Here is a 25,568-nt window from a genome sequence, read left to right on the forward strand (position 1 = left end):
GGCCGTGCCCGCCGCGACCTATTGATCAGCGTTTCCTTAGGCACTTCTGGGTCAAGATCACAAACATGACCGTGCTCACTGAGCCAATGCCCTCGGCGTACGTGATCCGGCCTCGGGGAGGTCTGCCCCGACAAATCCAATCAGCGTCGGGGTGGGGAACGCTGATAGCCGGACGGCGCCGAAAGCCCGCGTGAAATGCGTGCGTACGATGTGAGCATCGCAGCAAGCGTCTGCGCCTCGCGAGTCAGTGGACGCGATGCCTTGCGCAGAAGCGCCACAGGGTACTGACCCGGCGCCTCCCTCAATTGCAGCGCGACGAGCTGCCCCGCCACCAGCGGATGATCGAGAGCGGTCCTTGGCAGGCGGGCCAGGCACTCCGACTCGATGAGCGTTGCGATCGCGCCGAACAGCGAGTCCGTGACTGCGGCGATGCGCGGGCGCCCGAGCGAATGGTTGTCGAAGAGCTCGCGGATGCTCGCGTCGTTGGCGCCCGGCTGCGAAGGGTCGCCCACCACGACCCAGTCGCAGCCGCACAGCTCGGCCAACGATGTCGCACGGGCGAGTGGATGTCCTTTCCGCGCAGCGACCACAGGTTCTGATTCGTACAGGACATCGATCTTCAGGTCCACCGCGTGCAGGTCTGCCGGCAAGCGGGACACGGCGAGTTCGAGCCGGTTCTCGCGCACGCCGGCGATGAGTTCCGATGAAACACCGTGGGTCATGCGAACCGTGACATCGGGCAGTACGCGCCGATAGTCTTCCAGAACAGACGGCACGAGCCTGAGCGAAGGCTCGATCGAGACCCCCAGGGAGACGCTGGCCGCGCGACGCCGGTGCGGCGCCTTGAGCCACTCCTCTGCGCGATCTGCTTCCAGCAGGATGGCCTGCGCGTAGCGAACGAACTGCTCACCGTCGCTGTTCAGCGAAGCTCCCTGCCCCCCGCGATCGAAGAGCATGACCCCATGCTCCCGCTCGAGTTTGGCCACGCTCTTCGTCAGGCCGGCCTGTGATCGTCCCTGCGCGCGCGCAGCGGCGCGATAGCCGCCGTGGGTGATGACCGCGACCAAGTCACGAAGCTGCTGGAGTGTCATAGCAGGGCCTGATTGCCAAATGGAATCGCGATTGTCCAAAAACTATGGTCAATCGCTGCGCAGGTCGGCACATTCGCACCACTACTTTCAGAATCATTGGAGAGCTCATGCGCCGCCTTCGTCTGCTTGCCCCGATCCTTGCCGCACTGGCGCTTGTCAGCGTCTCGCAAGCGCAATCTCAGGTGCCTTCGCCCATCAAGCTGGTGGTGGGGTATCCGCCCGGCGGCAGTTCCGACACGTTGGCGCGGCTCCTTGGGCAGGCTCTGCAGGACTCGCTGAAGACCACCGTCATCGTCGACAACCGTCCCGGGGCCGGCGGGCGACTCGCAGCGGCGCAGTTCAAGCGTGCACCGACCGACGGCAGCGAAATCATGATCGCCCCCAACGCGCTCACCACGGTCCAGAGCCTGGTGTATGCCGACAAGCTCGGCTATAGCGTGCTCGACGACTTCGTGCCGGTCGCCAAGCTGGCGAGCTATCCTATCGCGCTGTCCGTGCCAGGCTCGTCGAGCATCCGCACGGCGAGCGACCTCACCGCATGGGTCAAGGCCAACCCGACGCAAGCGAACTACGGATCTTCCGGCGCCGGCGGCATGTCGCACTTTGCCGGGTTGATGTTCGCCAAGGCCGCCGCCATTCAATGGGCTCACGTTCCGTACAAGGGAGGCGCGCCGCTCATCACCGACCTGGTCGGGGGTCATGTCGGTGCCGGGGTGGATACGGTGATCGATCACATCGAGCACGCCCGGGCGGGCAAGATCCGGATCGTCGGCATCTTCAGCCAGAAGCGCTATGCCTTGGCGCCCGAAGTTCCCACCCTGGCCGAGCAGGGAATCAAGGGTCTGGACATCGAAGGCTGGTTCGGGGCCTTTGTGCCGGCTGGCACGCCGCCAGCGGTGGTGACCCGGTTGGACGACGCGATCGGCAAGGTCCTGGCCGACCCCACCTTCAAGGCCAGGCTGAACAAGCTGGTGATCGAAGTCAGCTACCTGCACAGCAGCGAGTTCCGTAAGCTCCAGGCGGCCGAGCTGCAAGCCTGGACGCCGGTGGTGCGGGACTCGGGCTTCAAGCCGGAATGATGAACATGGCTGACGATCAAGCGATGTTTCCGCAGCACATCCGCGCGCTGAAGCCCTATGTCCCGGGGCTGCCCATGGAACAGGTGGCGCGCCGGCTGAACCTGCCGGTGACGCAGATCGCCAAACTCGCATCGAACGAGAACCCGCTCGGCGCAAGCCCGCTCGCATTGCTCGCACTCGCCGAACAACCGATCGACCCCTCGCGCTACCCCGACGCTGATTGCGCCGATCTGACCCACGCACTGGCCGCCCACCTGGAGGTGCCCGCCGACTGGGTCGTGGCTGGCGCCGGTTCGGAAAGCGTCCTGGGGATGGCGGCGAGCATGCTCCTCACGCCCGGGCGCACCGCGGTGTATTCGCAGTACTCGTTTCAGGCCTTCGTCAATGCAGCGCAACGCGTGGGTGCCACCTCGCGCGTCGTGCCGTCGCCCCGCTTCACGGTAGATCTGAAAGGCCTGGCGGATGCCATCGGACCGGACACCTCGCTCGTCTACATCGCTAACCCCGGCAATCCCACCGGCACCTGGCTGGAGCCGGAGGCGGTGGAGGCGTTCCTCGAGCGCGTTCCATCGCAGGTGGCGGTCCTTCTGGATGAGGCTTATCGCGAGTACATGCCGCCCGAGCGGCGCGGCGATTCGGTGGCCTGGCTCAGGCGCCACCCGAACCTGATCGTCGCCCGCACCTTCTCCAAGGCCTACGGACTGGCCGGCCTGCGCGCGGGCTACGGCATCGCGCAGCCGCACTTCGCCGATGTGATGCGGCGGCTGCGCGCACCTTTCTCGGTGACGCAGAGCGCACAGGTTGCCGCCGTTGCCGCCCTGGCCGACACCGACTTTTTGGAGCGCACGGCCGACGCCAACCGGCAAGGCCTGGCTCAGCTGGGCGCAGCCTTGCAGCGAATGGGCATCGAGGCACTGCCCTCGTCGGCCAACTTCGTCCTGGCGCGGGTCGGCGACGGCGTCGACATGGCGCAGCGCCTGCAACGCCACGGCCTGATCGTGCGGCCGGTGGCCAACTATGGATTGGCCGAGTGGGCCCGGCTGTCGGTGGGGCGAAGCGACGAAAACGCCCGGCTTATCGAGGCGCTGCATATGGAACGCCATGCGCTGAGGGCCCAGAAGTAACAGAAGATGCGTCCCAAGATGCTCGCGCCGGCCCCTGGGTTCCACTGGTGCAGACCGGGCTGAACTTGGCCGACCGAACCGAGCGGCAGGTCCCTCGAACGGCGCCGGCTCTTCCACGCGAACCCCGAGCTGTCGTGGCTCGGAAACCGCGCGCTACATCGCGCAGGTGCTGGCGACCATTCCTAGACATGAAGTTCAGACCGGCATTGCCGGCACCGGCATCAAGCCGCTCGACAACCCGGCGCACCCAATCACTCCCCCGAATTCGTGGAGGACGAAGGCGCAATGAAGATAGGCGTGAGGGGCCTAGTGGCGTCCGCGATCCAGTACATGGCTGGTCCGGGCTCACGCGCTGCCAACCGCTGACCTTTACATAAGGCGAAATGCTCATCCGCCGCATTTCGCCGGATGCCCAGCAAACCATTAGCAGGTTCAAGGCTGCCCACCGCTATTCAACCTTGGCGCCGGTCGCCTTGACCACCTTGCCCCACTGCACCGTCTCGGAGCGGATCCACGCACCGAATTGCTCGGGCGTGCTGGCGATCACGTCGAATTGCATCGCGCGCAGCTTGTTTGCCATCTCGCGCGTCTTGAGGATCTTGACGAGCTCGCGGTGGTAGCGCTCGATCGCCGCGCGCGGAGTCGCTGCGGCGGCAAGAAAGCCCACCCAGCCGGTCGCTTCCATCTCCTTGTAGCCCAGCTCGATGAGGGTTGGGATCTCGGGCGTGTCCACGAAGCGCTTCTCGCCCGTGGTCGCTAACAGTTTCAGCTTTCCCTCCTTGACGAACTGCTGCACGTTGCCAGGCACCATGAAGGCGGCCTGAACATTGCCTGCGAGCAGGTCGATGACCGCGGGGCCGGCGCCCTTGTAGGGTACGTGGGTCAGCTGAATGCCAGCTGCCAACTTGAACATCTCCATGGTGAGATGAGAAGCGCTTCCCATCGCCACGGATGCATAAGACAGCCTTGCAGGCTGGGCCTTCGCCATGGCCACCAGTTCGGCAACGGATGACACGCCGGCCATCGGGTTCACCACGAGGTATTGCGGCGACTTGACCGCGAGGGTGATCGGTGCGAGATCTTTCGACGGGTCGTAGGGCATCTTCTCGAAGAGCGAGACGTTGATCGCGAGCGGGCCGTTGTAGCCGACCAGCAGCGTGTGTCCATCCGGTGGAGCTTTCGCGACGAATTCGGCGCCGATGTTGCCGCCCGCACCGGGCTTGTTCTCTACGATGACAGGTTGCCCGAGGGCCTCCTGGAGCTTGGGAGCCACGAGGCGCGCCAGGACGTCGTTGGTGCTGCCGACGATCGGAACGACGATGCGCACCGGTCTCGTGGGAGCCCACTCTTCCGCCGCCAACGCCATCGGTGCCACCCATGCGGCCGCTGCGGCGGCCATGAAGGATCTTCTGGATTTCATCTGGGTCTCCATTTATCGGCCGTGCGCGTGCGGACCTCGCGCAGTGGCTCTCGAGGCTCGAGGCCGGCCTCCGTTTACACAAACTCGAAGCTGAAACGGCCGAGCTGGCCGTAGTCCGCGTCGAACACGTCGCCCTTGCGCGCCGCGATCGGACGCGTGAACGAACCTGCCAGCACCACTTGCCCCGCCTCCAGACACTCGTCCCAGGGCGCAAGCTTCTGCGCGAGCCACGCGATGCCGACTGCGGGGTGCCCCTGAACGCCCGCGGCGAGGCCCGTTTCTTCGACCATGCCGTTTTGCCTCAGGATGGCGCCACACCACGGCAGATCGACCTCTTTCGGCGCCACCCTGCGGCCGCCGAGGATGATGCCGGCGTTGGCCGCGTTGTCCGAGATGGTGTCGAAGACCTTGCGCATCGCCTTGGTGTGGCGGTCGAGCTGTTCGATACGCGAATCGATGATCTCGATCGCGGGAGTCACGTACTCGGTCGCGTCCAGCACCTCATCCACCGAGACACGCGGGCCGTGCAGCCTCTTCTTCAGGATGAAGGCGAGCTCGACTTCCACGCGCGGCGCGATGAATCGCTGCGACGGAATGGCCCCGGGCTCGAAAAACATGTCGTCCAGCAACGTGCCGTAGTCGGGCTCGTCGATCTGGCTGGCCTGCTGCATGGCGCGCGAGGTGAGGCCGATCTTGTGGCCGCGCACCGTGCGGCCTTCAGCGATCTTCATGGCAACCCAGGCGCGCGAGATGGCGTAGCCATCCTCGATCGTCATGCAGGGATAGCGCTTGGAAAAGTGCTCGACCTGCACCCGCGATGTCTCGCTCTGGTGCAGTTCGGCCGCGAGTTTCGCGATCAATTCAGTGTCGAACATGGCGTCCTTGCTGGAGAGGGAGTGCGGGGTAAGGCGCGATTACGCGACGGACATCGTTGCTGCAGTGCAAGTCACCGCGAAGATCGGGATCGGCTTCATGTGCAGGATCTCACCTCTGCCACGGGCCGCCGCAGCCACCGTGAGGAAAGTGCGGATCTCGAAGCCGCCCTGCCCTGCATCGCGATACGTCGACTCGTCGGAGTACGAGAGCATGGCGTCGCGATCATTGCGGCACCAGCGGTCCATGAACTCGGCGTCCCAGGCCTCGTTCACCTTGCCCGAATCCGGCGTGGCCGGCCAGTGCGAGATGCCGCCGGTGCCGACCAGCGCGATGCGCTCCGGCAGCTTGTCGCAGGCACGGCGCAGCGCCTCCCCGAAGGCCCACGCCCGGTGCAGCGGGGTCAGTGGCGGCCCTTGGCAGTTGATGTTGACCGGGATGACGTCAAGGTCGTAGGCCGGCGTGAGGAAGTGCAGCGGCACCATGATCCCGTGGTCGAACCTCCACTCCTCGGCATAGGCCACGTCCACCGTCTGCATCACTTCCCGGACCAGGCGCTGCGACAGTGCGGCGTTGCCTGGGACGCGGTGCTTCTCGATGCCCAACCACTTCGGATCTTCGATGGGCCCTTCGTAGTGGTCGGCCATGCCGATCGCGTACGCCGGCATGTTGTTCATGAAGAAGTTCGCAAAGTGCTCGGCGGCGACGACGATCACCGCGTCGGGCTTGCTGGCCCGAAGCTGTTCGCCCATCCGGTGGAATTGCTGGTGGAATTCGTCCTTCACGGCCGCGTCGGCCAGGTGGGCGCGGCCGGTGATGCCGGGGGCGTGGCTGCAGACGCCAGCGAAAACAAGGCTCATATCACACTCCTGCAACTTTCTCGCCGGTCCCGGTGGTCATGGCATAGATGCCGGCGCGCACCGGGCCGTACTTGCGCACGCCTTCGCGCATCGCCTCGAGGTAGTCCGCCCAGGGCAGGCCCAAGAGCGGCGCGAAGTGCATCAGCAGTTGCCCGTTGCAGCCGAGTACATACAGCTTGCCGATATCGCCGTTGCGAATGGCAGCGCGCTCCTCGTCGTCGAGTTCGTACTCGGCCAGCAAGCGTTCACGCCCGTCTCCGCCGCCGAGATAGCGCCGTTGCACCTCCGCCTCGCGATTCATCGCGTACAGGAGCTTTTGCATGGCATACAGGCTCATCACACGCCCCAGTGCGGGATGTGGTGCGAACCCAGCGATACCGCGATGTTCTTCGGCTCGCAGAAGACCTCGTAGCTCCAGGTGCCGCCCTCACGGCCTGTCCCCGACGCCTTCGTGCCACCAAAGGGCTGGCGCAAGTCCCTGACGTTCTGGCTGTTGACGAAGCACATGCCCGCCTCGATCGCTGCCGCCACGCGATGCGCGCGGCCCAGGTTCTCGGTGAAAACGTAGCTCGACAAGCCGTAGGCGATATCGTTGGCGATGCGGATTGCATCGGCTTCGTCCTCGAACGGGATCAGACAGGCCACGGGCCCGAAGATCTCTTCCTGGGCGATCTTCATCTCGTTGCGCACGTCGGCGAACACCGTCGGCACCACGAAGTTGCCGCGCCGAACGCGGTCGGAGAGCGCCGGCACATCGAGTCCGCCGCACAGCATGGTCGCGCCCTCCTTTTGCCCCAGCTCGATGTAGCTGCGCACCTTGGCCAGGTGGCCCTGCGAGATCATCGGGCCGACGATGGTGTTCTCGTCCAGCGGATCGCCGACCGTGATCTTCCTGGCCCGCTCGGCAAAGCGTTCCGCGAATTTCGCGTAGATCGACTTCTGCACCAGGATGCGGCTGCCGGCAGTGCAGCGTTCGCCGTTGTTGGAAAAGATCATGAAGACGGCCGCGTCGAGCGCGCGCTCGAAGTCGGCGTCGTCGAAGACCACGAAGGGCGACTTGCCGCCCAACTCCATGCTGAACTTCTTCAGTCCCGCTTCCTTGACGATGCGGTGGCCGGTGGCGGTGGATCCGGTGAAGGAGATGGCGCGCACGTCAGGGTGCCGCACCAGCGGCTCCCCCGCGTCCTTGCCGTAGCCGTGCACCAGGTTCAGCACGCCAGCGGGGATGCCGGCTTCCAGCGCCAGCTCGCCCAGCCTGGCAGCAGTCATCGGCGAGAGCTCGCTCATCTTCAGCACCGCCGTGCTGCCGAACGCGAGGCAGGGTGCCACCTTCCAGGTTGCGGTCATGAAGGGCACGTTCCACGGCGAAATCAGCGCGCAGACCCCGACAGGATGGAACAACGTGTAGTTCAGGTGCGTGGGCGTGGGGTAGGTGTGGCCGTCCACACGCGTGCACATTTCAGCGAAATAGTAGAAGTTGTCGGCCGCGCGCGGCACGAGGCCCTTGCCCGTCTGTGCGATCACCTGGCCGCAGTCGTCGGTCTCGGTGCGGGCCAGCTCGGGCACGTGCTCGGCGATCAGGTCGCCCAGTTTCACGATCAGCTTGGCACGCTCCGGCGCGGGCATACTGGCCCACTTCGTGAACGCGGCCTTGGCGGCGGCCACCGCGTCGTTCACCTCTTGCTCGCCCCCGGAGGCGACTTCAGCCAGCACGTCCTGGGTGGCCGGATTGACCGTCTCGAAGTAGTCGCGGCCCTTGACCGCCTTGCCATTGATCAGGTGTTCGATACGCATGATTCACTCGATGAAGTTGATGAGAGCACCGACGCCCTCGATTTCAGTGACGACCCGGTCGCCGGACTTGCAGTCCGCGACACCTTCCGGCGTGCCGGTGAGGATCACGTCGCCGGGATTCAGGGTCATGAGGCCGGACAGGTACTCGATCAACCCGGCGATGTCGAGAACCATGTCGCGGGTGTTGCCGTCCTGCGTGAGCTTGTCGTTCACCCAGGTACGCAGGCGCAGGTTCATCGGATCGGGTATGTCCGCCTTGTCAACCAGCCAGGGGCCGATGGGCGTGCAGCCGTCACGATTCTTCACGCGCAGGTTGGGCCGGTAGAAGTTCTCAAGGTAGTCGCGGATCGCGTAGTCGTTGGCCACCGTGTAGCCGCGAACGACGTCATACGCGTGCTCCCGTGGCACGTGCTTGCAGGTCTTGCCGATCACGACGGCGAGCTCGCACTCGTAATGCATGAACGTGGCGTCCCCGGGCCGGTGCGTGACACTGCGGTGGCCCGCCAGTGCGTTCGGGCCTTTCAGGAACACGAGCGGCTCTTCCGGTGCCTTCTGGAATTTCAGCTCGCGTACGTGGTCCGCGTAGTTCAGGCCCAGCGCAAAGATGGTGCCGAAGTCCGTCGGCGGCAGCCAGGTCACCTGATCCTCGGCGAGCTCCTCTCCGTCGGCCAGTCGCAAGCCGGTCGCCGAGGGCGTGGCCGTGAGCGTCCGGCCCTGGTAGACAACGCGTGCCTGCTTCATTGTCTTGCTCCCCCGTTGATCTCGAACACGACGGTGTGGGACAGCTTGCCGAGTCCGGGCACTTCGAGCTCCACCCGATCGCCCGGACGCGCGAGCGGGGCGCCCTCCGGCGGGCCGACCAGCAGCACGTCGCCGGCTTCCAGGGTCATGAACTCGGTGACGTCCGCGATCAGGCGGGGCAACGGACGAACCAGGTCCGCGAATCGGCGCTCGTGGACCTGCTGGCCGTTGATCTTTACCACCAGCGTGGAACAAGCCAGATCGAAGCCTTGCGCAGTCACGGGTTCACTCATCGGGCAGAAGCCGTCGCGGCAGCGCAGCTGGATGGACGGCCGGTAGTAGTTCTCGTGCGCCAGCGTGATGTCGCTGACCACCCGATAGCCGCTCACGTAGTCAAGCGCTTCCGCTTCAGATAGCTTTGTGGCCCGGCGACCGATGACCGCGCCTACGGTCGCATCAATACGCACTTCGCCCGTCTGCGGCGGAATGGCGACCTCGGCACCTTCCGACGCAAGCGTGTTGCGCGGCTTGACGTAGAGGACCGGCGCCTTCGGAGGCGCCTTGTAAGGGGGCTGCGTGAAGGCCTCGGCGAGCCGATCAACGGTGGCGCGGTCGTTCAGCAGCGTCCCGTAGACGGTCGCGACGGCGATTGCCGCAACACGGGAAGAGTCGGTGGATGGCATGGGCATCGGTGGGTCAGGCTGCGCCGTGCAGCGATCGATAGCTGAGGAGCTCTTCGATGCCGAAGCGGCCGTTCTCGCGGCCGTAGCCCGAGAGGCCGCAACCACCGAAGGGCGTTGCGAGGTTCTGCGCCGCGCCGTTGATGACGACCTGCCCGGTGATCATGCGGCGGGCGAAAGTGGTGGCACGGGCGGCATCGCGCGACCAAACGGCGCCCGAAAGGCCGTATCGGGTCCCGTTCGCGATTTCCGTTGCCTGTTCTTCGCTCTGGTAGGGAATCAGCGCCAGGACAGGACCGAACACCTCCTCCTGCGCGATCTCCATCTCCGGGCGGACGCTGCCAAGTAGCGTGGGCTGCACATACCAGCCCTGCTCGAACCCAGCCGGCGGCTTCGGCCCGCCGGCCAGCAGTTCGGCGCCCTGATCGCGTGCGCGTTCGATCATGCGCTGCACGCGCTGCAATTGGGCCTGCGTCGCGACCGGGCCGAGTCGCGTGGAGTCCTCGCGTGGATCGCCCACCGGCCACCCAGCGATCGCACCGCGGATACGTTCAACTATCTCCGGGATGAGCCGTGCCGGCGCGATCAGCCGCGACTGGCTCACGCAAGTCTGGCCGGAATTCGCCATCGCGAGTCGCACAGCGGTGGGCACCGCGACGTCGAGATCGGCGTCATCGAGCAGGACTGCAGCCGACTTTCCGCCCAGCTCGAGAGTGAGCGGCTTCAGGCCCTGTGCGGCGCTGGCCATGATCTTTCGGCCGACGGCGGTCGAACCGGTGAAGCTGATGCGATCCACGCCGGGATGAGTCACCAGCTGCTCGCCGGCATCCGGTCCACCCCAGACCATGTTGACGACACCGGCAGGCAGATTGCAGGCGTGGACGGCTTCCATGAACAGCTGCGCAGCACCCGGCGCGACCTCGCTGGGCTTGAGGACGACGCTGCAGCCGGCGCCGATGGCTGCGGCCACCTTGGCCACGATCTGGTGCAGGGGGAAGTTCCATGGCGTGATTGCCGCGATGACCCCAGCGGGGACGCGTTCGACGAGGCCGTTGCCGATGGTCTCGCGCCACTGGACCTGGTCCAACCCTTCGACAGCGAACTGCAGGCCCTTCAATGACATCGGCAGCTGCATTAAGCGGCCGAGCCACGTCGGGCAGCCCATCTCTTCTGCCAGGGCCCGCGTGGCCGCCTCGGCGCGAGCCTCGAGCTCCTGCTGGAGTCGCTGCAGCGCACCGCGGCGTTCGTCAATGCTGCTGGCGGACCAGACGAGAAAGCCGGCGCGTGCGCTTTGAACGGCGAGTTCCACGTCCTGCGCGGAACACGCGACGACTTCGCCGATCCGCGTGCCATCCGAGGGACTGACGAGCGCCATTCGTTGCGCATCCCCGCACTCGCGGAACTGCCCATCGGCGTAGAAGCGCGCGTATCGCCTCACCGCAACACCTCGTCGAGCGGATTGGCCGGGGCGGCCGGACCGCTCATGCCCTTCATCGGCTGCAGGCGCAGCAGGTGCCAGGGGCTGGGAACCACGCCGATCGTGACCTCGATCAGCACCGGTCCGGCATTCGCGTTGGCCTCTTTGAGCGCCGCGCCGAGGGCCGCGGGGTTGTCAACGTGCGCGTAGGCGACGCCGAAAGCCTTGGCCAGCAACTCGAAGTCGGGATTCGCGAGTTCGACTGCGACCTCCGCGCCGAACTCGCGCTTCTGGATGGCGCGCACGTTGCCATAGTGGCCATCGTTGAAAACCACCAGCGTGATCGGCAGGCGGTAGCGCTGCGCCGTGGCGAGTTCCTGCAGGTTCCAGCCGAAGCCACCGTCGCCCGTGATCGACACGACGCGGCGCCCCTCGCTCGCCACCGCCGCGCCGAGCGCCACGGGGAAGCCGTAGCCCAGCGTCCCCTGGTAGCCCGGGCCGATGTACGAACGCGGCCCATAGACCGGGAAGGCGATGCGGGCCAGGTAGCCGACCTGCGTCAACTCGTTGACGAAGATGGCGTCGTCGGCCATCGCTTCGCGCAACGCTGCGACGTAGCCGGCCTGCGGTTGCACGGCGTCGATCTGCCCCTGGGCCCATTGCTTGACGCGGGCGGCGTCGGCGGTCGACAGCGCTTGGCGGCGCGAGACGCGCTCGGTGAGTTCCGGCAGCGCCAGCGCTGCGTCGGCCGCGATCGCGACCTCCGGCATGCGCGGCGGGCCCAGGTCGTCGGGATCGATGTTGATGTGGATATAGCGGACGCCGCCCGCCGTCCAAGAGGCCGTGGGCGTCAGCGCGTCGACGAAGCGGCTGCCCACCACCAGGACCACGTCGGCATGCTGGAAGACGGCACGGCCGGCGAGCGCGTTCATCGCCAGCGGGTGCCGGTCGCTGAGGGCGCCGCGCCCGTTGTCGCTCATGACCACCGGTGCGCCGATCTTCTCGGCCAGCTTCCGCAGATGCCCACTGGCGTCGCTGGCGAAGATGCCGCCGCCCACGTAGATCACCGGCAACTTCGCTGTGTTCAGCATGGACGCGGCCTTGTCCAAGAGGACGGGATCAGGCGCCGCCGGCGCGGGTGCCTCCGCCCTGCTTGCGACGCCCAGATCTTCAGGCACCTTGGCGCTCAAATAGTCATGGGGGATTTCGATGCCCACCGGCCGCGGACGTCCAGAGCCGAGCTGGGCGAACGCCGCATCGAACGCGGGTGCGACGTCGGCGGACGAGGTGACCAGATGGTTCCACTTCGTCAGGCCGCGCACGAAACCAGTCTGGTCCTTGATCTCATGAAGCAGCCCGTAACCCTTGCCGAGGCCGGTGGAGTGAATCTGCCCCGCGATGAACAGGACCTTCGAATTCGACGCGTAGGCAGTCGACAACCCTGCCCCCGCATTCAGCGCGCCCGGGCCGGGCACGACCATGGCCGCGCCGACCTTGCCCGAAGCGCGGTAGTAGCCGTCGGCCATGTAGGTCGTGGTCTGCTCGTGGCGCGGAATGTACAGCCGCACCTCGTTGCTGCGCTGGCGCAGTGCGTCCACGGCCCAGTCGAGCTGGATGCCGGGGATCATGAAGAGGTCACGGATGCCATGGCGCACGAGGCTTGCCGCCAGGGACTGCCCCCCCGTCACTGTGTTGGGTGTTTCCATCTTCATTTGTTCATTTCTGTGGCGCGGGGAGCTTGGCGACCACGGTCGCCCACTTCTTCGATTCCGCGGCAATGAACTCGCCGAAGCCCTTGCCGTCCATGTACACGGGCTCGGCGGCCAGGGCGACCAGTTGCGACTGGACTTCCGGCTTGGCCATGATGGCCTTCAGCGCGTCCGACAGCCGCGTCGTCACCGCGCTCGGCGTTCTGGCCGGGGCGAACAGACCCATCCACGCAGGCGCGGCGTAGCCAGGCACTCCCTCTTCAGCGATGGTGGGAATCTCCGGGGCGATCTTGCTGCGGCTGGCGCTGGTCACGCCAAGAGCCACCAGCTTGCCGGCCTTGACATGAGGGTAGGCCGAGGTCAGGTCCACCACGGCGGCGGGCACCTGGCCGCCGAGCAGATCTGTCACCGCCGGCGCGCTGCCGCGGTACGCGACGGCAGTCATCGGGACCTTCGTCATCGAGGCCAGCAACTCACCGGACAGGTGCTGCGCGGTGTACTGCCCCGGCGTGCCGTAGGACAAGCCGCCTGGCTTGGTGCGCGACTGGTTCAGGAAGGCCTTGAGGTTGCCGTGGCCTGAGTTCGCACTGGTGACCAGCACCAACGGGATGTCCGCCACCTTGGCGACCGGCACGAGGTCTTTCTCGGGCTTCAGCGGGGGCGCATCCGGCAGATGCGGATTGATCGCGATGGCACCCGTCGCCCCCATGCCGATCGAGTAGCCGTCCGCGGGCGCCTTCGTGACTGCGATCAGACCCAGTGCACCCCCGGCGCCGGGCTTGTTGTCGACCACCACCGGCTGACCGAGCACCTGCGACAGCTCCCGCGCCACGATCCGGGCAATACCGTCGGCCGATGCGCCTGGTGCGAATGGCACGATGAGCGTCACAGGCTTAATTGGATAGCCTTGCGCGTGAGCACCGACGGCCGCGAGGGTGGCGAGCGCAAACGCACCGAGCGCGCGCGAGTACGAGCAGAACATCCTTGGTCTCCTTGTCCGTTATTCGGGTTTGATGTTGGCTGCCTTGGCAACGCCGGTCCATCGCTCGATGTCGGCCGCGATGCGGCGCCCCAGCGCGGTCGAATCGGCATCGCCCGGATCGAGCCCCAACGCATGCATCTTGTCGGTGGTGTCTTTCTCCTTGAGGATTTCGGAGACCGCCTCGCGCAGCTTGGTGAGCACAGGCTCGGGCGTGCCCTTCGGCGCCATCAGCGCCGTCCAGATGGGAGTGTCGTAGCCGGGGTACCCCGATTCCGCCACCGTGGGCACATCCGGCAATGCCGCCGAGCGCTTGCCTGTCGTGACCGCAAGCGCCTTCAGCTTGCCGGCCTTGACCTGCGTGATCACTGCGGGGCTGTCCAGAACGCCGACCTGGATCTCGCCACCGAGCAGGCCCGTCACGACGGGACCGGAGCCCTTGTAGAGGATGTGATTGAACTTCACGCCTGCGGCGGCCGTGAGGGTTTCCGCAACGAGCACGAACGATGTGGTCGGCGTGCCGTTGTCCAGCCTGCCGTCCTTCGAGGTCTTCGAGAACTGAACGAGTTCGGCGAAGTTCTTCACTGGCAACGACACGGGGACCGTCACGACCAGCGGGAACGACCCCAACAGGGCGATCGGCTCGAAGTCCTTCACCGGGTCGTACGGCAAGCTCTTCATCAGGATCGGGTTGGTCGTCAGCCCGCCGCTCGACGAGACGAGCAGCGTGTAGCCATCCGCCTTCGCCTTGGCCACGAAGTCGTTGCCGATGGCGGAGTTCGCGCCGGGCTTGTTCTCCACGACGAAGCCCTGCTTCAGCCTGTCCTGCAGCTTGGCGGCGACGAGCCGGGCGAGGATGTCGTTGGTGCCGCCGGGCGCAAAGCCCACAACGATCTTCACAGGGCGATCCGGATACGCCGCCTGCGCGAGCGCGTTGGCGCCGGGAATGGCCATGACGGCCGACACCAGCATCGCCAGCGCGCGGCGGCGACGAGTGGATCGAAAAGAGTGAACCATGGGAATGTCTCCTGTAGGGCACGGGGATAGGCGCACCTGAGTGCGCCCATGTTGCTTATGATGTCCGCCAGCTGGACTATGGGTCCATTATACGGACACAGCAGCAGCCGTCAACGCGGAGGCGATACAGATCGTTCGCCGCGGCCGTTCGGACCGAGCGGACGACAGCAACCGAACGACCGGATTGGCCGCGCGGGAACCGGAAATGAATAGGGAAGGAGAAAGGTCGCGCGTCGCAGCCAAGCGTGCGCCAGGCGACGGACTACGCTGTCCAGCGCAATCCGTCCAGGAAGCCTCTCAGGGGAAAGACGGCGCGCGTGTCAGGCCGCGGAACCGCCGAAGCCGAGGGCCTCGGAGAGCTTGACCGACTCGTCGAGCAAGAGTCGAGCGATCTGCTGCTGACGTGTGGCGCCCAGCCTGACCTCGGGGGCGTAGACCCCGATGGACCCCGCGACCCGGCCCGTGCGGTCGAAGAAGGGAACCGCCACCGCAACGGCACCTTCGATCAGTTCGCTGCGGCTCGTCGCATAGCCGCGCTTGCGGGTCTGCGCGAGCTCCGCTTCGAGCTCCTTCATGGACACGCCGCTGCCCTGGACATACTTGCGAAGCTCCTGCGCAGTCAGTTCCAAGAAGGCAAGGATGGCGCGCCCGGTTGCTCCGCGAACGATCTTTTCCGTGTAGCCAACGCCGCGTTTGAAGCTCAGCGCCTGGGGACTGGCGAGCTCCGCCACGCAGGTGCGAAGCTCCCCGCGCGGCACGTACAACGACACCGACTCGTTGGTCTCCTGCCAGAGCCTGCGCAGCATCGGCTCCGCGATGGTCGCCAGGTCGATGCTCGCCGTCCAGACATGCGCCAGCTTGCCGACGGCCGGTCCCAGCCTGAAGCGCTGAGGCTCGCCGACGGATGCCAGGAAACCATGCTCCTGGAGTGTGTAGATCAGCCGATACAAGGTGGGGCGCGACAAGTCGACCCGCTTCAGCAACTCCGCCGCCGACAACTCGAAATCCTGCGGGGTGAATGCCGCGAGGATTTCCAGCGCCCTCCCGACGGCCCGGACGTTCTCGCCTTTTTCCGTTTCGCTCATTCAACGATCCTGTGGTTCGAACTCACAAGCCTCGATTGTCCACCACACGGACACGTTGACAGCACGCAATTCTAGTCCGTACAATGGATTATCAGTCCGTACAGCGGACATTTCGAACACCCACCACACCCCAACCAACAGCCTGCGAGGTCCCCTTGACGACGACCATTCCAGTGACGCTGCTCTTTTCCGACGGCGTCTCACGACGCCTCCAGGTGCCCTGCGGCCACAACCTGGTGGAGTCCGCAACAGCCGCCGGACTCAACCTGCTGACCGATTGCTCCAATGGCCAGTGCGGCACCTGCACCGCCCAGCTCGTCTCCGGCGAGGTGGACATGCAGGAGTACGACCCGAGCGTGCTGCCGGACGAAGACCGGGACACGGGCGTGGTGCTGCCATGCGTGTGCCATGTCAGCGCACCGTGCGCCATCGAGTTCCCATACGACTCCACGGAAGCATTGACGGAGGAACCGGCGCCGATGCCGGCGGAGGTCACCGCGATCGACCAGGTCGCCAGCGAGATCGTGCGCCTCGAACTGGCCATAGGAGAGACGGTCGTCTTCGAGCCCGGGCAGTACGTGCGCATCCATCCGCGCGGAACTGAGGTCGTGCGCTCCTACTCGATGGCAAACGTTCCGGGCACGGACCGGCTCGAGTTCTACATCCGGATCGTGCCAGGCGGTGCGTTCTCGTCCTGGCTGGATGCCGCCAAGGTCGGTGACATGGTTGACATCAGCGCGCCCCACGGCACCTTCTTCCTGCGTCACGAGAACCGGCCGCGCCTGTTCGTCGCGGGGGGCACGGGCCTGGCGCCCTTCCTGTCCATGCTGCGTGCCGTTGCCGCCGACCCCGCCACCCAGCAGCCCCGCACCACCGTCGTCATCGGCGCCCGCACGCATGGCCACCTGATCGCGATGGACGAACTGGAGCAGCTGCGGACCAGCTTGCCTGGCGTGGCAATCCATCTCGCCGTCGAACAAGGCGACGGGCCTCCTGCCCACCGCGGCTATCCCACCGACCTGATTGCGCAACTGCATCTGGATGCGGATACACGGGTGTACCTGTGCGGGCCGCCGCCGATGGTCGAGGCCGGCCGCTCGGCCGCCGAATCCATCGGACTGCCTCGCAAGGAAGTCCTGTGCGAACGCTTCACCTGAACCCAGCCAAGAGAGAGCTCATGATCCCCATCACCACCGAGTCGCGCTACAACGCCATGATCAATCTGCGCAAGGGCCTGATCAGCCGCGAGATCTTCTCCGACAAGGATGTCTTCGAGGAAGAACTCGAGAAGGTCTTCACCCGCTCCTGGCTGTTCGTCGGCCACGAAAGCCAGATCCCCAACCCCGGCGACTACTTCACTTCGCGCATGGGCGCCGAATCGGTGATCCTGGCACGCGACAAGAAGAAAAAGGTGCACGTCTTCCTCAATTCCTGCCGGCACCGTGGGATGAAGGTTTGCCAATACGACCACGGCAACACCCAGCTCTTCACCTGCCCGTATCACAGCTGGAGCTACACCACCGAAGGCAAGCTGTTCGGCGTGCCCCAGTTCAAGAGCCTGTACGAGGGCTGCCTGGACAAGGACGAATGGTCTCTGATCGAAGTGCCGAAGATGGAGATCTACAAGGGCACCGTGTGGGCGAGCTGGGACAAGGACGCGCCGGACTTCATGACCTACCTCGGCGACGCCAAGACCCACCTGGACCTCGCGCTGGACGCACGGGACGGGCGCGAGGGCGGCTCGGAGGTGCTGTTCGGCGTGCACAAGTGGATCATCCCGTGCAACTGGAAATTTGCTGCGGAGAACTTCCTGGGCGACACGTACCACAACGTGAGCCACCGCTCGGTCGACCTGATCGGCATCGGCCCGAGCGCGGAAGCGGGGGTCAAGGGCCGCCGCGACAACGAACTCGAGAAGGCAAAGCACGTCTGGGTGAACTTCCCGGCAGGCCACGGTGTGCACAGCGCGTTGATGCCGGAGAACACGGAGTTCGTCGACACCTATCGCGACAACCCCGTCATCGCCGAATACTTCCGCCATTGCCATGAGGAGCGCAAACGCCGCATGGGCGCCGAGCGCAACCGCCTGGTGCCTTTCGTGGGCACGATCTTTCCGAACGTGTCCTTCCATGGCACGCAACCGCGCAACCTGTGCGTCTGGCACCCCCATGGGCCGGAGGCGACGGAAGCCTGGCGATTCTTCCTGGTGGACGCCGACGCGCCGCAGGATGTGAAGGATTTCCTGCGCAAGTACTACATGCGCTACTCCGGGCCCGCGGGCATGACCGAGCAGGACGACATGGAGAATTGGAACTACGCGACCGCCGGCAGCCGCGGCGTGATCGCCAAGCGCTATCCCTACAACTACCAGCAGTCGCTGGGCAAGGTGCAGACCGACAGCCCCATGCCGGGCAACGTCAGCACCCAGGTCAGCGAAGAAAACCCGCGGCAGTTCTACCGCCGTTGGCGCGACTACATGAACGGTGCCGACTGGAACACCCTGCTGGGACGCCACGACACGCAGCCGGCAAGCTTTGCCGAGTAAGCCGCACATGAGCGTCATCATCGTCACGGGCGGCACCTTCGGGCTCGGCCAGTCCATCACCGTGGAACTGGCCCGGCGCGGCCACCGGGTGGTCGCCTTCGGTCTTTCGCAGGCGCAGGTGTCCAGCACGGCCCAGGGCACGGACAGCCTGCTCGCGGAACTCAAGCAGGCTGGATGCGAGGCAGACATCCTCGAGGCGGATGTCTCCCGGGCCGCGGACGTCGAGCGGGTCGTGCAGCACACGCTGCAGCGCCATGGGGCCATCCACGGACTGGTGAACAACGCCGCGATCGGCCCGCTCGGCACCGTGCTCGACACCCCCGAGGAACTGTTCACGCGCATCGTCGACGTGAACCTGAAGGGCACCTACCTCATGAGCCGCGCGGTGATCCCGCACATGAAGCGTCAGGGCGGGGGCGCCATTGTGAACATCGGCTCGGGTGCCGGCCATGGCAAACCGAACATGGCCGCCTACGCAGCAAGCAAGGGCGCCATCCTGGCGCTCAGCACCGCCATGGCCTATGACCACTTCCACGACCGCATCCGCGTCAACGTCGCCATTCCCGGCGGCGGGGGCATCGTGTCCGGCATGAGCGTCGGCCGCGTCGGCGGCGACGTGAAGACCTTCACCAGCCGACCCGTGTCCGGCACGGCCGCCGGCCGGCCCGCGACGGGTCGAGACCTCGCGCACGCCGTCGCGTTCCTGCTGTCCGACGAAGCCGAGACCGTCTCCGGCACCGTGCTGGACGTCGGCTGCTTCGCCAACCAGGGCGGCCCCATTCCGGCCATTCCGTCCAAGACCTGACAACGAACATCACTGGAGAGAACAATGTCCGAGATCGCTGAAGTTGCCGTGCAGACGCCTGCGCGTCTGCCCCGGGACGCGCGGTACTACGAGATCAAGCGCGAAGTCGAGGAGTTCCTTTTCGACGAAGCCAACCTGCTCGACGAGCGCCGATTCAAGGAATGGGTGGATACGCTCGCGGAGGACCTCGAGTACTTCATGCCAATGACGTTCAACGTCAAGTTCGGCGAGCACGCGGCGCGCGAGAACACCACGCGCGAGAAGCACATGAGCTGGTTCAATGAGGGCAAGTGGACGCTGACGAAGCGTGCCGAGCAGATCCTCACGGGCGTGCACTGGGCGGAGGAACCACTGTCGCGCGTCTGCCGCCTGGTCACGAACGTGCAGCTGACTGGCATCGCGATGAACGCGGAAGGCGAAGAGGAGGTCTCGGTGTCTAGCCGGTTCCTCATTTACCAGAACCGCTGCGAGCACGAGCAGTACTTCTTCGTGGGCGACCGCCGCGACATGATCCGCAGAACCCCATCGGGCTTGCAGCTGGCAAAGCGGGAAATCCAGATCCACCAGAACGTGCTGCTGGCCAAGAACCTCACCGTCTTCTTCTGAAGGAAAACCACAAATGATCAACCTCATGACCGTGGAGCCGGGCCAGAAGCTTCGGCTCAAGGACGGCACCATTGCCGAAGTGGTGGAAAACATCGGCGATGGCATCTGGGTCCAGGCACGCCGCGCGGGCGACAGCGACGAAGAGCTCATCCACTGCGAGGAGATCGTGGGCACGGCGGAGGACGAATGAAGCAGGACATTGCGCCGCAGGAGCGGCAGGCACGGTTGCAGCTCGCCTCCTGCTACAGGCTCTTCGACTGGCTCGGCTGGACGGAGCTGATCTTCAACCACATCACGGTGCGGGTGCCGGACACGGGCGACGGTCAGGCCCAGTACCTCATCAACCGGTTCGGCCTGCACTACTCGGAAGTGACGCCGGAAAACCTGGTGAAGATCGCGATCGACGGCACGGTGCTGGACGGCAGCAAGGCCGAAGTGAACAAGGCGGGCTTCGTGATCCATTCCGCCCTCCACGCCGCACGCCCCGATGCGCACTGCGTGATGCACGTGCACACCACCGCGGGCTGCGCCATCGCATGCAAGGAGGAAGGCCTGAGGCACGACAACTTCTACAGCGCGATGCTGTACGGGGATTTGGCCTACCACGACTATGAAGGCGTCACGACCAATCTCGACGAGCAGCCGCGGCTGGTGCGCTCGCTCGGTGAGCGCAATCACCTGCTCCTGCGCAACCACGGGCTGCTGGCGCTCGGCCCTACCCTGCCGACGGCCTTCAACCGGCTGTGGGTGCTGCAGCGCGCATGCGAGATCCAGCTGGCGTCCGATGCCGGCGCCGGCCCGAATCGGCCCATCGCCGACGAGATCCTGCGCAAGGTGCCGGAAACACGAGTGGCCGGGCAATCCACGACCCACCAGTTGATCTTCGACGCCATGCTGCGCCGAGCAGGTATCCAATGGAGCACGTGACGCCATGCTGAGACTGAGAGACCCCGACCTGCTGCGAAACGCCCTCTTCATCGACGGGGAATGGGTCGGAGACGACGCGGGGAACTGGATCGAGGTGCGCAATCCGGCCACCGGCGAGGTGGTGGGCAACGTGCCCAACGCCGGTGAGGTGGAGACCCACCGCGCGATCGCCGCGGCCGAACGCGCGTTCCTGGCCTGGCGCGCCACCACCGCGGAGCACCGCGCGCGCATCCTGCGCAAGTGGTTCGACTTGTTGATCGAACACCAGGAAGACCTGGCGTTGATCATGACAAGTGAACAGGGCAAGCCGCTCGCGGAGGCGCGGGGCGAGATCGCCTATGCGGCTTCGTATGTGGAATGGTTCGCGGAGGAGGCTCGCCGCGTGTACGGCGATGTCATCCCCTCGCCCTGGGCCGACAAGCGCATCGTGGTGAAGAAAGAACCGGTCGGCGTGTGCGCAGCCATCACGCCGTGGAACTTCCCCTGCGCCATGATCACCCGCAAGGTGGCACCGGCGCTGGCGGCTGGATGCACGATCATCGTGAAGCCCGCGCAACAGACGCCGCTGTCCGCCCTGGCGATGGCGGAGCTCGCGGCCCGCGCCGGCGTGCCCGCTGGCGCCTTCAACGTCGTGACGGGCCGCGCCCGCGAGATCGGCACCGCGCTGACGCAAAGCCCGGTGGTCAGGAAGCTGACCTTCACCGGCTCGACAGAGATCGGCCGCGTGCTCGCGGCGCAGTGCGCCCCGACGCTCAAGCGCATGTCGCTCGAGCTCGGTGGCAATGCGCCGTTCATCGTCTTCGACGACGCCGACCTGGACGAGGCGGTCGCGGGCGCGATCGCATCCAAATACCGCAACAGCGGCCAGACCTGCGTCTGCGCCAACCGACTGCTGGTTCAGGACGGCATCTATGACGCCTTCGCGAAGAAGCTGGCGGCCGCAGTGGCCGAGCTGCGCGTCGGCGATGGCACCGACCCCGCGAGCCAGCAGGGCCCGCTGATAGACGGCAACGCCTTGGCCAAGGTCGAGGAACTGGTCGGCGACGCCGTGGCGCGCGGGGCGCGAGTCCTCACCGGCGGTCAACGCCATGCCCTCGGGCGCAACTTCTACGAGCCGACGGTGATCACGAACGTGAATGCTGACATGAAGATCGCCAACGAAGAGATCTTCGGGCCCGTCGCACCGCTGCTGCGCTTCAACACGGAAGCCGAAGCCGTGCAAGTGGCGAACGCCAGCGAATCTGGGCTGGCCGCTTACTTCTTCTCGCGGGACATCGCGCGCGTGTGGCGCGTGGCCGATGCCATCGAAGCTGGCATGGTTGGCATCAACACCGGCGTCATCAGCACCGCCGTCGCGCCGTTCGGCGGTGTCAAGCAGTCCGGCATGGGCCGCGAAGGCTCCAGGTACGGCATCGACGAATACGTCGACACCAAGTATCTGTGCATGGGCGGCATCGCCTGAATCCCGTCCTTCCGAACCAGGAACTACAAGAATGGAAACTTCACTCAAGACCCGCGTCCTGATCGTCGGCGGCGGCCCCGTCGGCCTGACGATTGCCATGGACCTGGCTCAGCGCGGTATCGACGTGCTGGTCGCCGAGGTCCGGCACCGCGGCGAGCCGCCGAGCGTGAAGTGCAATCACGTTTCCGCGCGCTCCATGGAGATCTTCCGCCGGCTGGGCGTGGCCAAGGCGCTGCGCGAAGCCGGCCTCCCCGCCGACTATCCGAACGATGTGGCCTATCGGACGGCAGTCACCGGCACCGAGCTTTCGCGCATTCCGATCCCCGCGCGCAAGGACCGCTACACCGCCACCGGCGGCCCCGACACCTGGTGGCCCACGCCCGAGCCGCCGCACCGCATCAACCAGATCTTCCTCGAGCCCGTGCTCTTCGCGCACGCGGAGTCCACAGCCGGCGTGCGCATCCTGAATCGCACGCAGGTCGACGAGTTCGCGCAGGATGCGGAAGGCATAGACGCGACAGCGACGAACCTCGACACCGGCGAGACATTGCGCATTCGTTGCGACTTCATGATCGGCTGCGACGGGGGCAAATCGATGGTCCGCAAGAAGATCGGCGCAAAGCTCAGCGGCACCGACGTGGTGGGCCGCGTGCAGTCGACCTACTTCCGCGCCCCCGCCCTGCTCGGCCTGTTGAAGCACAAGCCTGCCTGGGCCACCTTCGGGCTCAACACCCGCCGCTGCGGCAACGTCTATGCCATCGATGGCAAGGAGACGTGGCTGATGCACAACTACCTTCATGCCGGCGAGACCTTCGACTCCGTCGACCGCGACTGGGCGATCCGCACGATCCTTGGCGTCGGCCCCGACTTCGAGTACGAAATCATCACCAAGGAAGACTGGATCGGGCGTCGGCTGGTTGCCGACAAGTTTCGTGACCGCCGCGTTTTCATCTGCGGCGATGCCTCGCACCTGTGGATTCCGATGGCGGGCTATGGCATGAACGCCGGGCTCGCCGACGCGATGAATCTCTCCTGGACGCTCGCCGCCTACCTGCAGGGCTGGGCGGGCGAAGCCATCCTCGATGCGTACGAGGCCGAGCGCCTGCCAATCACCGAGCAGGTCTCCCAGTTCGCGATGAACCATGCACTGGCGCTGCAGGCCCAGCGCGAAGGCGTGCCGCAGGACATCGAGAAGGAAGGCCCCGAGGGCGATGCCGTGCGGCAGGCCGCAGGCCGCGCACTCTATGAGCTTAACGTGCAGCAGTATTGCTGCGGCGGGCTGAACTTCGGCTACTTCTACGACAAGTCGCCGTTGATCGAGTACGACCAGGAGTCCCCCCCCGCCTACACGATGTCCACGTTCACGCCTTCCACGGTGCCCGGCTGCCGGACACCGCACGTATGGCTGAAGGATGGCAGGTCGCTGTACGACGCGCTCGGCAACGGCTACGCGATCATCCGAAAGGATCCTTCCGTGGACGTGGCTCCACTGCTCGCTGCGGCCGAGAAGCACGGCGTTCCGATGAAGGTCGTGGACCTCGACGCGGGCGACGGTGCCGAGGTCTACGACCGCGCGCTGGTCCTCTCGCGTCCCGACCAGCACGTGGCATGGCGCGGCGATGCCTGCCCGGCCGATTGCTTGGCACTGGTCGACCGCATTCGCGGTGCGCTTGAACAGAACGGACGTGCTGCGGTGGAAAGCTCCGCAGCGGTCATCGCGGCCTGAACGATGCAGACGCCCGTCAATCCTTCGAACGTGCCAACGCCGAGCACCGTCCTGCAGCAGGCGCAGGCGATCGCCGCATATCCGCAGACGAATGCCGTGGCGCGCGTGCCCATGGGTCACGGCCACGTCGGCCAAGCGCTGATCAAGCAGTACCTCGATCTTGGCATCCAGACGGTGCTCGTTCCGATGGTGGACACCCCTGAGCAGGCCGCCGAGGTCGTGCGTTCGATGCGCTATCCGCCCGGCGGCGTACGCGGCATGGGCGGCGCACGCGCCTCCCGTTGGGGCCGCTATCCGCGCTACTACCTCGAGGCCAATGACCAAGTCTGCCTGCTCGTCCGGGTGGAAACGCGCGAAGCGCTCGACAACCTCGACGCGATCGCCGCCACCGACGGCGTGGACGGTGTGTTCATCGGGCCGGCGGACCTGTCCGCTTCGCCCTGACTACACCACATGAAGACCGTGCGCTACGCCTCCACCTGCACGCATCGCTGCGGCCACCATGGTTGCCTCGGCGAGTTCCGCTTCGCTCGCGCCGGCTTTGCGTGCACGCTGTGCGTGGTCTTCGATGCAGTACGGGCACTGGGTAGTGACGGCCACCGCTATCGCGATTAGCTCCTTGTATTTGGCAGGGATTGCACCATCCTTGAGTGCAGCCTCGGTGAAGGCAAGAAAGCTGTTAACGGCCTCCGGCGCCAAACTGCGCAATGTCTTCAGCTTGGCCATATTCTTCATGTCATACATACCTGAATCCTGAATAGAAAAAGAAAGGAAAGAAGCATTCGCGAATGCTTCGGCTGCGATACCGTACTGAGCAGAAGGAAGCTGGCTAGGGGTTGAACTGCCAGGCCGATTGGCCCAGGAAATCCGGATGGGAATGGCGCGGCGTCGCTACGCGGGGGGAAATCTGCTGTATGCAGGGCCGCCGCGATCTTCGTCCGCGGCGCGGACGAGTCGACTTCAATGAGCGGGGCCGGGCCCTCGGCCTTCTCCTGGCGTCACGCCCAGCCCAGCCTACGGCGCTCATTCGGTTGCCTCCTGTTTCGACGGATCTGAACCGTGGGCGTCAGGACTTCGTTTCCAGCGCGCGAAGGAAGGCTTCCAGGTCAAGCGGCTTCTCGCCCAGGGTGTCCGGATCCCATTCGCTGCGGGGCGTGTGAAAGTAGCCGCCGCCATAGATGTGGATGGCACGAGAAATCCTGGAACTCGGGTTGACTACGGAGTGCACTATGTCCTTTCCGAGCAAAAGCACATCGCCAGTGGACACGGATTTCGCTCCGACTGCGGAGATCCGGGAGGGCCCGTCGCCAGGCAGCCTGGGCCACAGTATGTTGTCCTTCCGGCCGCAGTAGAGACCCATCACGGACCACATCAGATGGTTGTGCGGCCGGAGCACGCAGTGCGCCGGCCATGTGACGTTCAGGATCGTGATCGAATCCGAAGCGCGGACGATCTGCGGACCTGGCCTCGCTGGCTGTCCCAATGCTTCTAGCACCGCGGCAGGATCTGTCATGGCGCGGGCCACCACTTCCTGGACGGCGCGCTGTCTGTCACCCTGCCGAACGGCTGAAGCACAGTCCTCGATGAACTGCTCACGATCAAACATCCGGGCTCCTGAAAGTTGGTTG

The 25,568-nt window shown here is 65.6% G+C and carries 25 protein-coding genes and 1 pseudogene; 11 read left to right on the top strand and 15 right to left on the bottom strand.

Features of this window, described 5'->3' with window-relative positions; all coding sequences use genetic code 11:
- Positions 1 to 140: 140 nt before the first annotated feature.
- Positions 141 to 1,091, bottom strand: a complete 951-nt coding sequence (locus tag APY03_RS33620; protein WP_068684161.1) for a LysR family transcriptional regulator — start codon at positions 1,089 to 1,091, stop codon at positions 141 to 143.
- Positions 1,092 to 1,198: 107 nt separating this feature from the next.
- On the opposite strand from APY03_RS33620, the gene APY03_RS33625 reads away from it, so the two are divergent.
- Together APY03_RS33625 and hisC are read left to right on the top strand one after the other, a co-directional pair.
- Positions 1,199 to 2,170 (top strand): Bug family tripartite tricarboxylate transporter substrate binding protein, encoded by a 972-nt coding sequence (locus tag APY03_RS33625; protein WP_068684163.1) that lies wholly within the window; start codon positions 1,199 to 1,201, stop codon positions 2,168 to 2,170.
- Between the two features lie 5 nt (positions 2,171 to 2,175).
- Positions 2,176 to 3,294, top strand: a complete 1,119-nt coding sequence (gene hisC, locus APY03_RS33630) for a histidinol-phosphate transaminase (protein ID WP_083944748.1) — start codon at positions 2,176 to 2,178, stop codon at positions 3,292 to 3,294.
- A 448-nt stretch (positions 3,295 to 3,742) separates the two neighbouring features.
- Here hisC and APY03_RS33635 read toward each other — a convergent pair whose 3' ends face one another.
- The 12 genes from APY03_RS33635 to APY03_RS33690 form a co-directional block, all read right to left on the bottom strand.
- Positions 3,743 to 4,714 carry a Bug family tripartite tricarboxylate transporter substrate binding protein gene (locus tag APY03_RS33635; protein ID WP_083944740.1) on the bottom strand — a complete coding sequence of 324 codons (972 nt, stop codon included), beginning with the start codon at positions 4,712 to 4,714 and terminating at the stop codon, positions 3,743 to 3,745.
- Positions 4,715 to 4,788: 74 nt separating this feature from the next.
- The gene (gene hpaH / locus APY03_RS33640) at positions 4,789 to 5,589 is read right to left on the bottom strand and encodes a 2-oxo-hept-4-ene-1,7-dioate hydratase (RefSeq protein WP_068684167.1); all 801 of its coding nucleotides are present in this window, start codon (positions 5,587 to 5,589) and stop codon (positions 4,789 to 4,791) included.
- 39 nt (positions 5,590 to 5,628) lie between these two features.
- Positions 5,629 to 6,447, bottom strand: a complete 819-nt coding sequence (locus APY03_RS33645; protein WP_068684169.1) for an extradiol ring-cleavage dioxygenase — start codon at positions 6,445 to 6,447, stop codon at positions 5,629 to 5,631.
- A gap of 1 nt (position 6,448) precedes the next feature.
- Positions 6,449 to 6,769, bottom strand: coding sequence for an aromatic ring-opening dioxygenase subunit LigA (locus APY03_RS33650; protein ID WP_232081271.1), 321 nt, complete (start codon positions 6,767 to 6,769; stop codon positions 6,449 to 6,451).
- A gap of 14 nt (positions 6,770 to 6,783) precedes the next feature.
- Positions 6,784 to 8,241 carry a 5-carboxymethyl-2-hydroxymuconate semialdehyde dehydrogenase gene (gene hpaE, locus APY03_RS33655; RefSeq protein ID WP_068684173.1) on the bottom strand — a complete coding sequence of 486 codons (1,458 nt, stop codon included), beginning with the start codon at positions 8,239 to 8,241 and terminating at the stop codon, positions 6,784 to 6,786.
- Between the two features lie 3 nt (positions 8,242 to 8,244).
- Positions 8,245 to 8,982: a fumarylacetoacetate hydrolase family protein gene (locus APY03_RS33660; protein ID WP_068684175.1), complete on the bottom strand. Its 738-nt coding sequence runs from the start codon at positions 8,980 to 8,982 to the stop codon at positions 8,245 to 8,247.
- The gene (locus tag APY03_RS33665) at positions 8,979 to 9,665 is read right to left on the bottom strand and encodes a fumarylacetoacetate hydrolase family protein (RefSeq protein WP_083944749.1); all 687 of its coding nucleotides are present in this window, start codon (positions 9,663 to 9,665) and stop codon (positions 8,979 to 8,981) included. Before APY03_RS33665 ends, APY03_RS33660 begins: the two co-directional genes overlap by 4 nt.
- A gap of 13 nt (positions 9,666 to 9,678) precedes the next feature.
- Positions 9,679 to 11,100 carry an aldehyde dehydrogenase family protein gene (locus APY03_RS33670; RefSeq protein ID WP_068684179.1) on the bottom strand — a complete coding sequence of 474 codons (1,422 nt, stop codon included), beginning with the start codon at positions 11,098 to 11,100 and terminating at the stop codon, positions 9,679 to 9,681.
- A complete protein-coding gene (locus APY03_RS33675) occupies positions 11,097 to 12,791 on the bottom strand; it encodes a thiamine pyrophosphate-dependent enzyme (protein ID WP_232081270.1) in 1,695 nt (564 codons plus the stop codon). Before APY03_RS33675 ends, APY03_RS33670 begins: the two co-directional genes overlap by 4 nt.
- 4 nt (positions 12,792 to 12,795) lie before the next feature.
- Positions 12,796 to 13,770 (bottom strand): Bug family tripartite tricarboxylate transporter substrate binding protein, encoded by a 975-nt coding sequence (locus APY03_RS33680; protein ID WP_068684181.1) that lies wholly within the window; start codon positions 13,768 to 13,770, stop codon positions 12,796 to 12,798.
- A gap of 18 nt (positions 13,771 to 13,788) precedes the next feature.
- On the bottom strand, positions 13,789 to 14,784 hold the full coding sequence (locus APY03_RS33685; protein WP_068684182.1) for a Bug family tripartite tricarboxylate transporter substrate binding protein: 996 nt from the start codon (positions 14,782 to 14,784) through the stop codon (positions 13,789 to 13,791).
- A gap of 320 nt (positions 14,785 to 15,104) precedes the next feature.
- Positions 15,105 to 15,869: an IclR family transcriptional regulator gene (locus APY03_RS33690; RefSeq protein ID WP_068684184.1), complete on the bottom strand. Its 765-nt coding sequence runs from the start codon at positions 15,867 to 15,869 to the stop codon at positions 15,105 to 15,107.
- Positions 15,870 to 16,024: 155 nt separating this feature from the next.
- Between APY03_RS33690 and APY03_RS33695 the strand changes: the two genes are divergently transcribed.
- From APY03_RS33695 to APY03_RS33730, 9 genes and pseudogenes are all read left to right on the top strand, one after another.
- Positions 16,025 to 17,026, top strand: coding sequence for an FAD-binding oxidoreductase (locus tag APY03_RS33695; protein WP_068684186.1), 1,002 nt, complete (start codon positions 16,025 to 16,027; stop codon positions 17,024 to 17,026).
- Positions 17,027 to 17,046: 20 nt separating this feature from the next.
- On the top strand, positions 17,047 to 18,414 hold the full coding sequence (locus APY03_RS33700) for an aromatic ring-hydroxylating oxygenase subunit alpha (protein WP_068684188.1): 1,368 nt from the start codon (positions 17,047 to 17,049) through the stop codon (positions 18,412 to 18,414).
- A 7-nt stretch (positions 18,415 to 18,421) separates the two neighbouring features.
- Positions 18,422 to 19,219: an SDR family NAD(P)-dependent oxidoreductase gene (locus APY03_RS33705; protein ID WP_232081269.1), complete on the top strand. Its 798-nt coding sequence runs from the start codon at positions 18,422 to 18,424 to the stop codon at positions 19,217 to 19,219.
- Positions 19,220 to 19,243: 24 nt separating this feature from the next.
- Positions 19,244 to 19,825 (top strand): 3-phenylpropionate/cinnamic acid dioxygenase subunit beta, encoded by a 582-nt coding sequence (locus APY03_RS33710; protein WP_083944743.1) that lies wholly within the window; start codon positions 19,244 to 19,246, stop codon positions 19,823 to 19,825.
- Between the two features lie 13 nt (positions 19,826 to 19,838).
- On the top strand, positions 19,839 to 20,015 hold the full coding sequence (locus APY03_RS42930) for a hypothetical protein (RefSeq protein ID WP_174262795.1): 177 nt from the start codon (positions 19,839 to 19,841) through the stop codon (positions 20,013 to 20,015).
- A complete protein-coding gene (locus tag APY03_RS33715) occupies positions 20,012 to 20,752 on the top strand; it encodes a class II aldolase/adducin family protein (RefSeq protein ID WP_068684192.1) in 741 nt (246 codons plus the stop codon). Before APY03_RS42930 ends, APY03_RS33715 begins: the two co-directional genes overlap by 4 nt.
- Positions 20,753 to 20,756: 4 nt before the next feature.
- Positions 20,757 to 22,214 carry an NAD-dependent succinate-semialdehyde dehydrogenase gene (locus APY03_RS33720; RefSeq protein ID WP_068684195.1) on the top strand — a complete coding sequence of 486 codons (1,458 nt, stop codon included), beginning with the start codon at positions 20,757 to 20,759 and terminating at the stop codon, positions 22,212 to 22,214.
- Between the two features lie 31 nt (positions 22,215 to 22,245).
- Entirely contained in the window at positions 22,246 to 23,940 is a 1,695-nt protein-coding gene (locus APY03_RS33725; protein ID WP_068684197.1) for an FAD-dependent oxidoreductase, read from the top strand.
- Between the two features lie 45 nt (positions 23,941 to 23,985).
- A pseudogene (locus APY03_RS33730) lies at positions 23,986 to 24,378 on the top strand (HpcH/HpaI aldolase family protein); the annotation flags it as partial.
- Between the two features lie 6 nt (positions 24,379 to 24,384).
- Here APY03_RS33730 and APY03_RS33735 read toward each other — a convergent pair.
- A complete protein-coding gene (locus tag APY03_RS33735; RefSeq protein ID WP_068684199.1) occupies positions 24,385 to 24,684 on the bottom strand; it encodes a carboxymuconolactone decarboxylase family protein in 300 nt (99 codons plus the stop codon).
- A 322-nt stretch (positions 24,685 to 25,006) separates the two neighbouring features.
- On the bottom strand, positions 25,007 to 25,546 hold the full coding sequence (locus APY03_RS33740; protein WP_068684201.1) for a hypothetical protein: 540 nt from the start codon (positions 25,544 to 25,546) through the stop codon (positions 25,007 to 25,009).
- Positions 25,547 to 25,568 lie beyond the last annotated feature (22 nt).

It is taken from the genome of Variovorax sp. WDL1, assembly GCF_001541225.1.
Lineage (GTDB): Bacteria > Pseudomonadota > Gammaproteobacteria > Burkholderiales > Burkholderiaceae_C > Variovorax.

Bases quoted from the DNA above. Each gene is read 5' to 3' on its own strand.
- APY03_RS33690 (WP_068684184.1), bottom strand. From the start codon at position 15,869: ATGAGCGAAACGGAAAAAGGCGAGAACGTCCGGGCCGTCGGGAGGGCG.
- APY03_RS33700 (WP_068684188.1), top strand. From the start codon at position 17,047: ATGATCCCCATCACCACCGAGTCGCGCTACAACGCCATGATCAATCTG.
- APY03_RS33620 (WP_068684161.1), bottom strand. From the start codon at position 1,091: ATGACACTCCAGCAGCTTCGTGACTTGGTCGCGGTCATCACCCACGGC.
- APY03_RS33740 (WP_068684201.1), bottom strand. From the start codon at position 25,546: ATGTTTGATCGTGAGCAGTTCATCGAGGACTGTGCTTCAGCCGTTCGG.
- hisC (WP_083944748.1), top strand. From the start codon at position 2,176: ATGGCTGACGATCAAGCGATGTTTCCGCAGCACATCCGCGCGCTGAAG.
- APY03_RS33685 (WP_068684182.1), bottom strand. From the start codon at position 14,784: ATGGTTCACTCTTTTCGATCCACTCGTCGCCGCCGCGCGCTGGCGATG.
- APY03_RS33650 (WP_232081271.1), bottom strand. From the start codon at position 6,769: ATGCAAAAGCTCCTGTACGCGATGAATCGCGAGGCGGAGGTGCAACGG.
- hpaH (WP_068684167.1), bottom strand. From the start codon at position 5,589: ATGTTCGACACTGAATTGATCGCGAAACTCGCGGCCGAACTGCACCAG.
- APY03_RS33675 (WP_232081270.1), bottom strand. From the start codon at position 12,791: ATGAAGATGGAAACACCCAACACAGTGACGGGGGGGCAGTCCCTGGCG.
- APY03_RS33715 (WP_068684192.1), top strand. From the start codon at position 20,012: ATGAAGCAGGACATTGCGCCGCAGGAGCGGCAGGCACGGTTGCAGCTC.
- APY03_RS42930 (WP_174262795.1), top strand. From the start codon at position 19,839: ATGATCAACCTCATGACCGTGGAGCCGGGCCAGAAGCTTCGGCTCAAG.
- APY03_RS33720 (WP_068684195.1), top strand. From the start codon at position 20,757: ATGCTGAGACTGAGAGACCCCGACCTGCTGCGAAACGCCCTCTTCATC.
- APY03_RS33635 (WP_083944740.1), bottom strand. From the start codon at position 4,714: ATGAAATCCAGAAGATCCTTCATGGCCGCCGCAGCGGCCGCATGGGTG.
- APY03_RS33725 (WP_068684197.1), top strand. From the start codon at position 22,246: ATGGAAACTTCACTCAAGACCCGCGTCCTGATCGTCGGCGGCGGCCCC.
- APY03_RS33665 (WP_083944749.1), bottom strand. From the start codon at position 9,665: ATGCCATCCACCGACTCTTCCCGTGTTGCGGCAATCGCCGTCGCGACC.
- APY03_RS33710 (WP_083944743.1), top strand. From the start codon at position 19,244: ATGTCCGAGATCGCTGAAGTTGCCGTGCAGACGCCTGCGCGTCTGCCC.
- APY03_RS33705 (WP_232081269.1), top strand. From the start codon at position 18,422: ATGAGCGTCATCATCGTCACGGGCGGCACCTTCGGGCTCGGCCAGTCC.
- hpaE (WP_068684173.1), bottom strand. From the start codon at position 8,241: ATGCGTATCGAACACCTGATCAATGGCAAGGCGGTCAAGGGCCGCGAC.
- APY03_RS33660 (WP_068684175.1), bottom strand. From the start codon at position 8,982: ATGAAGCAGGCACGCGTTGTCTACCAGGGCCGGACGCTCACGGCCACG.
- APY03_RS33735 (WP_068684199.1), bottom strand. From the start codon at position 24,684: ATGTATGACATGAAGAATATGGCCAAGCTGAAGACATTGCGCAGTTTG.
- APY03_RS33645 (WP_068684169.1), bottom strand. From the start codon at position 6,447: ATGAGCCTTGTTTTCGCTGGCGTCTGCAGCCACGCCCCCGGCATCACC.
- APY03_RS33680 (WP_068684181.1), bottom strand. From the start codon at position 13,770: ATGTTCTGCTCGTACTCGCGCGCGCTCGGTGCGTTTGCGCTCGCCACC.
- APY03_RS33625 (WP_068684163.1), top strand. From the start codon at position 1,199: ATGCGCCGCCTTCGTCTGCTTGCCCCGATCCTTGCCGCACTGGCGCTT.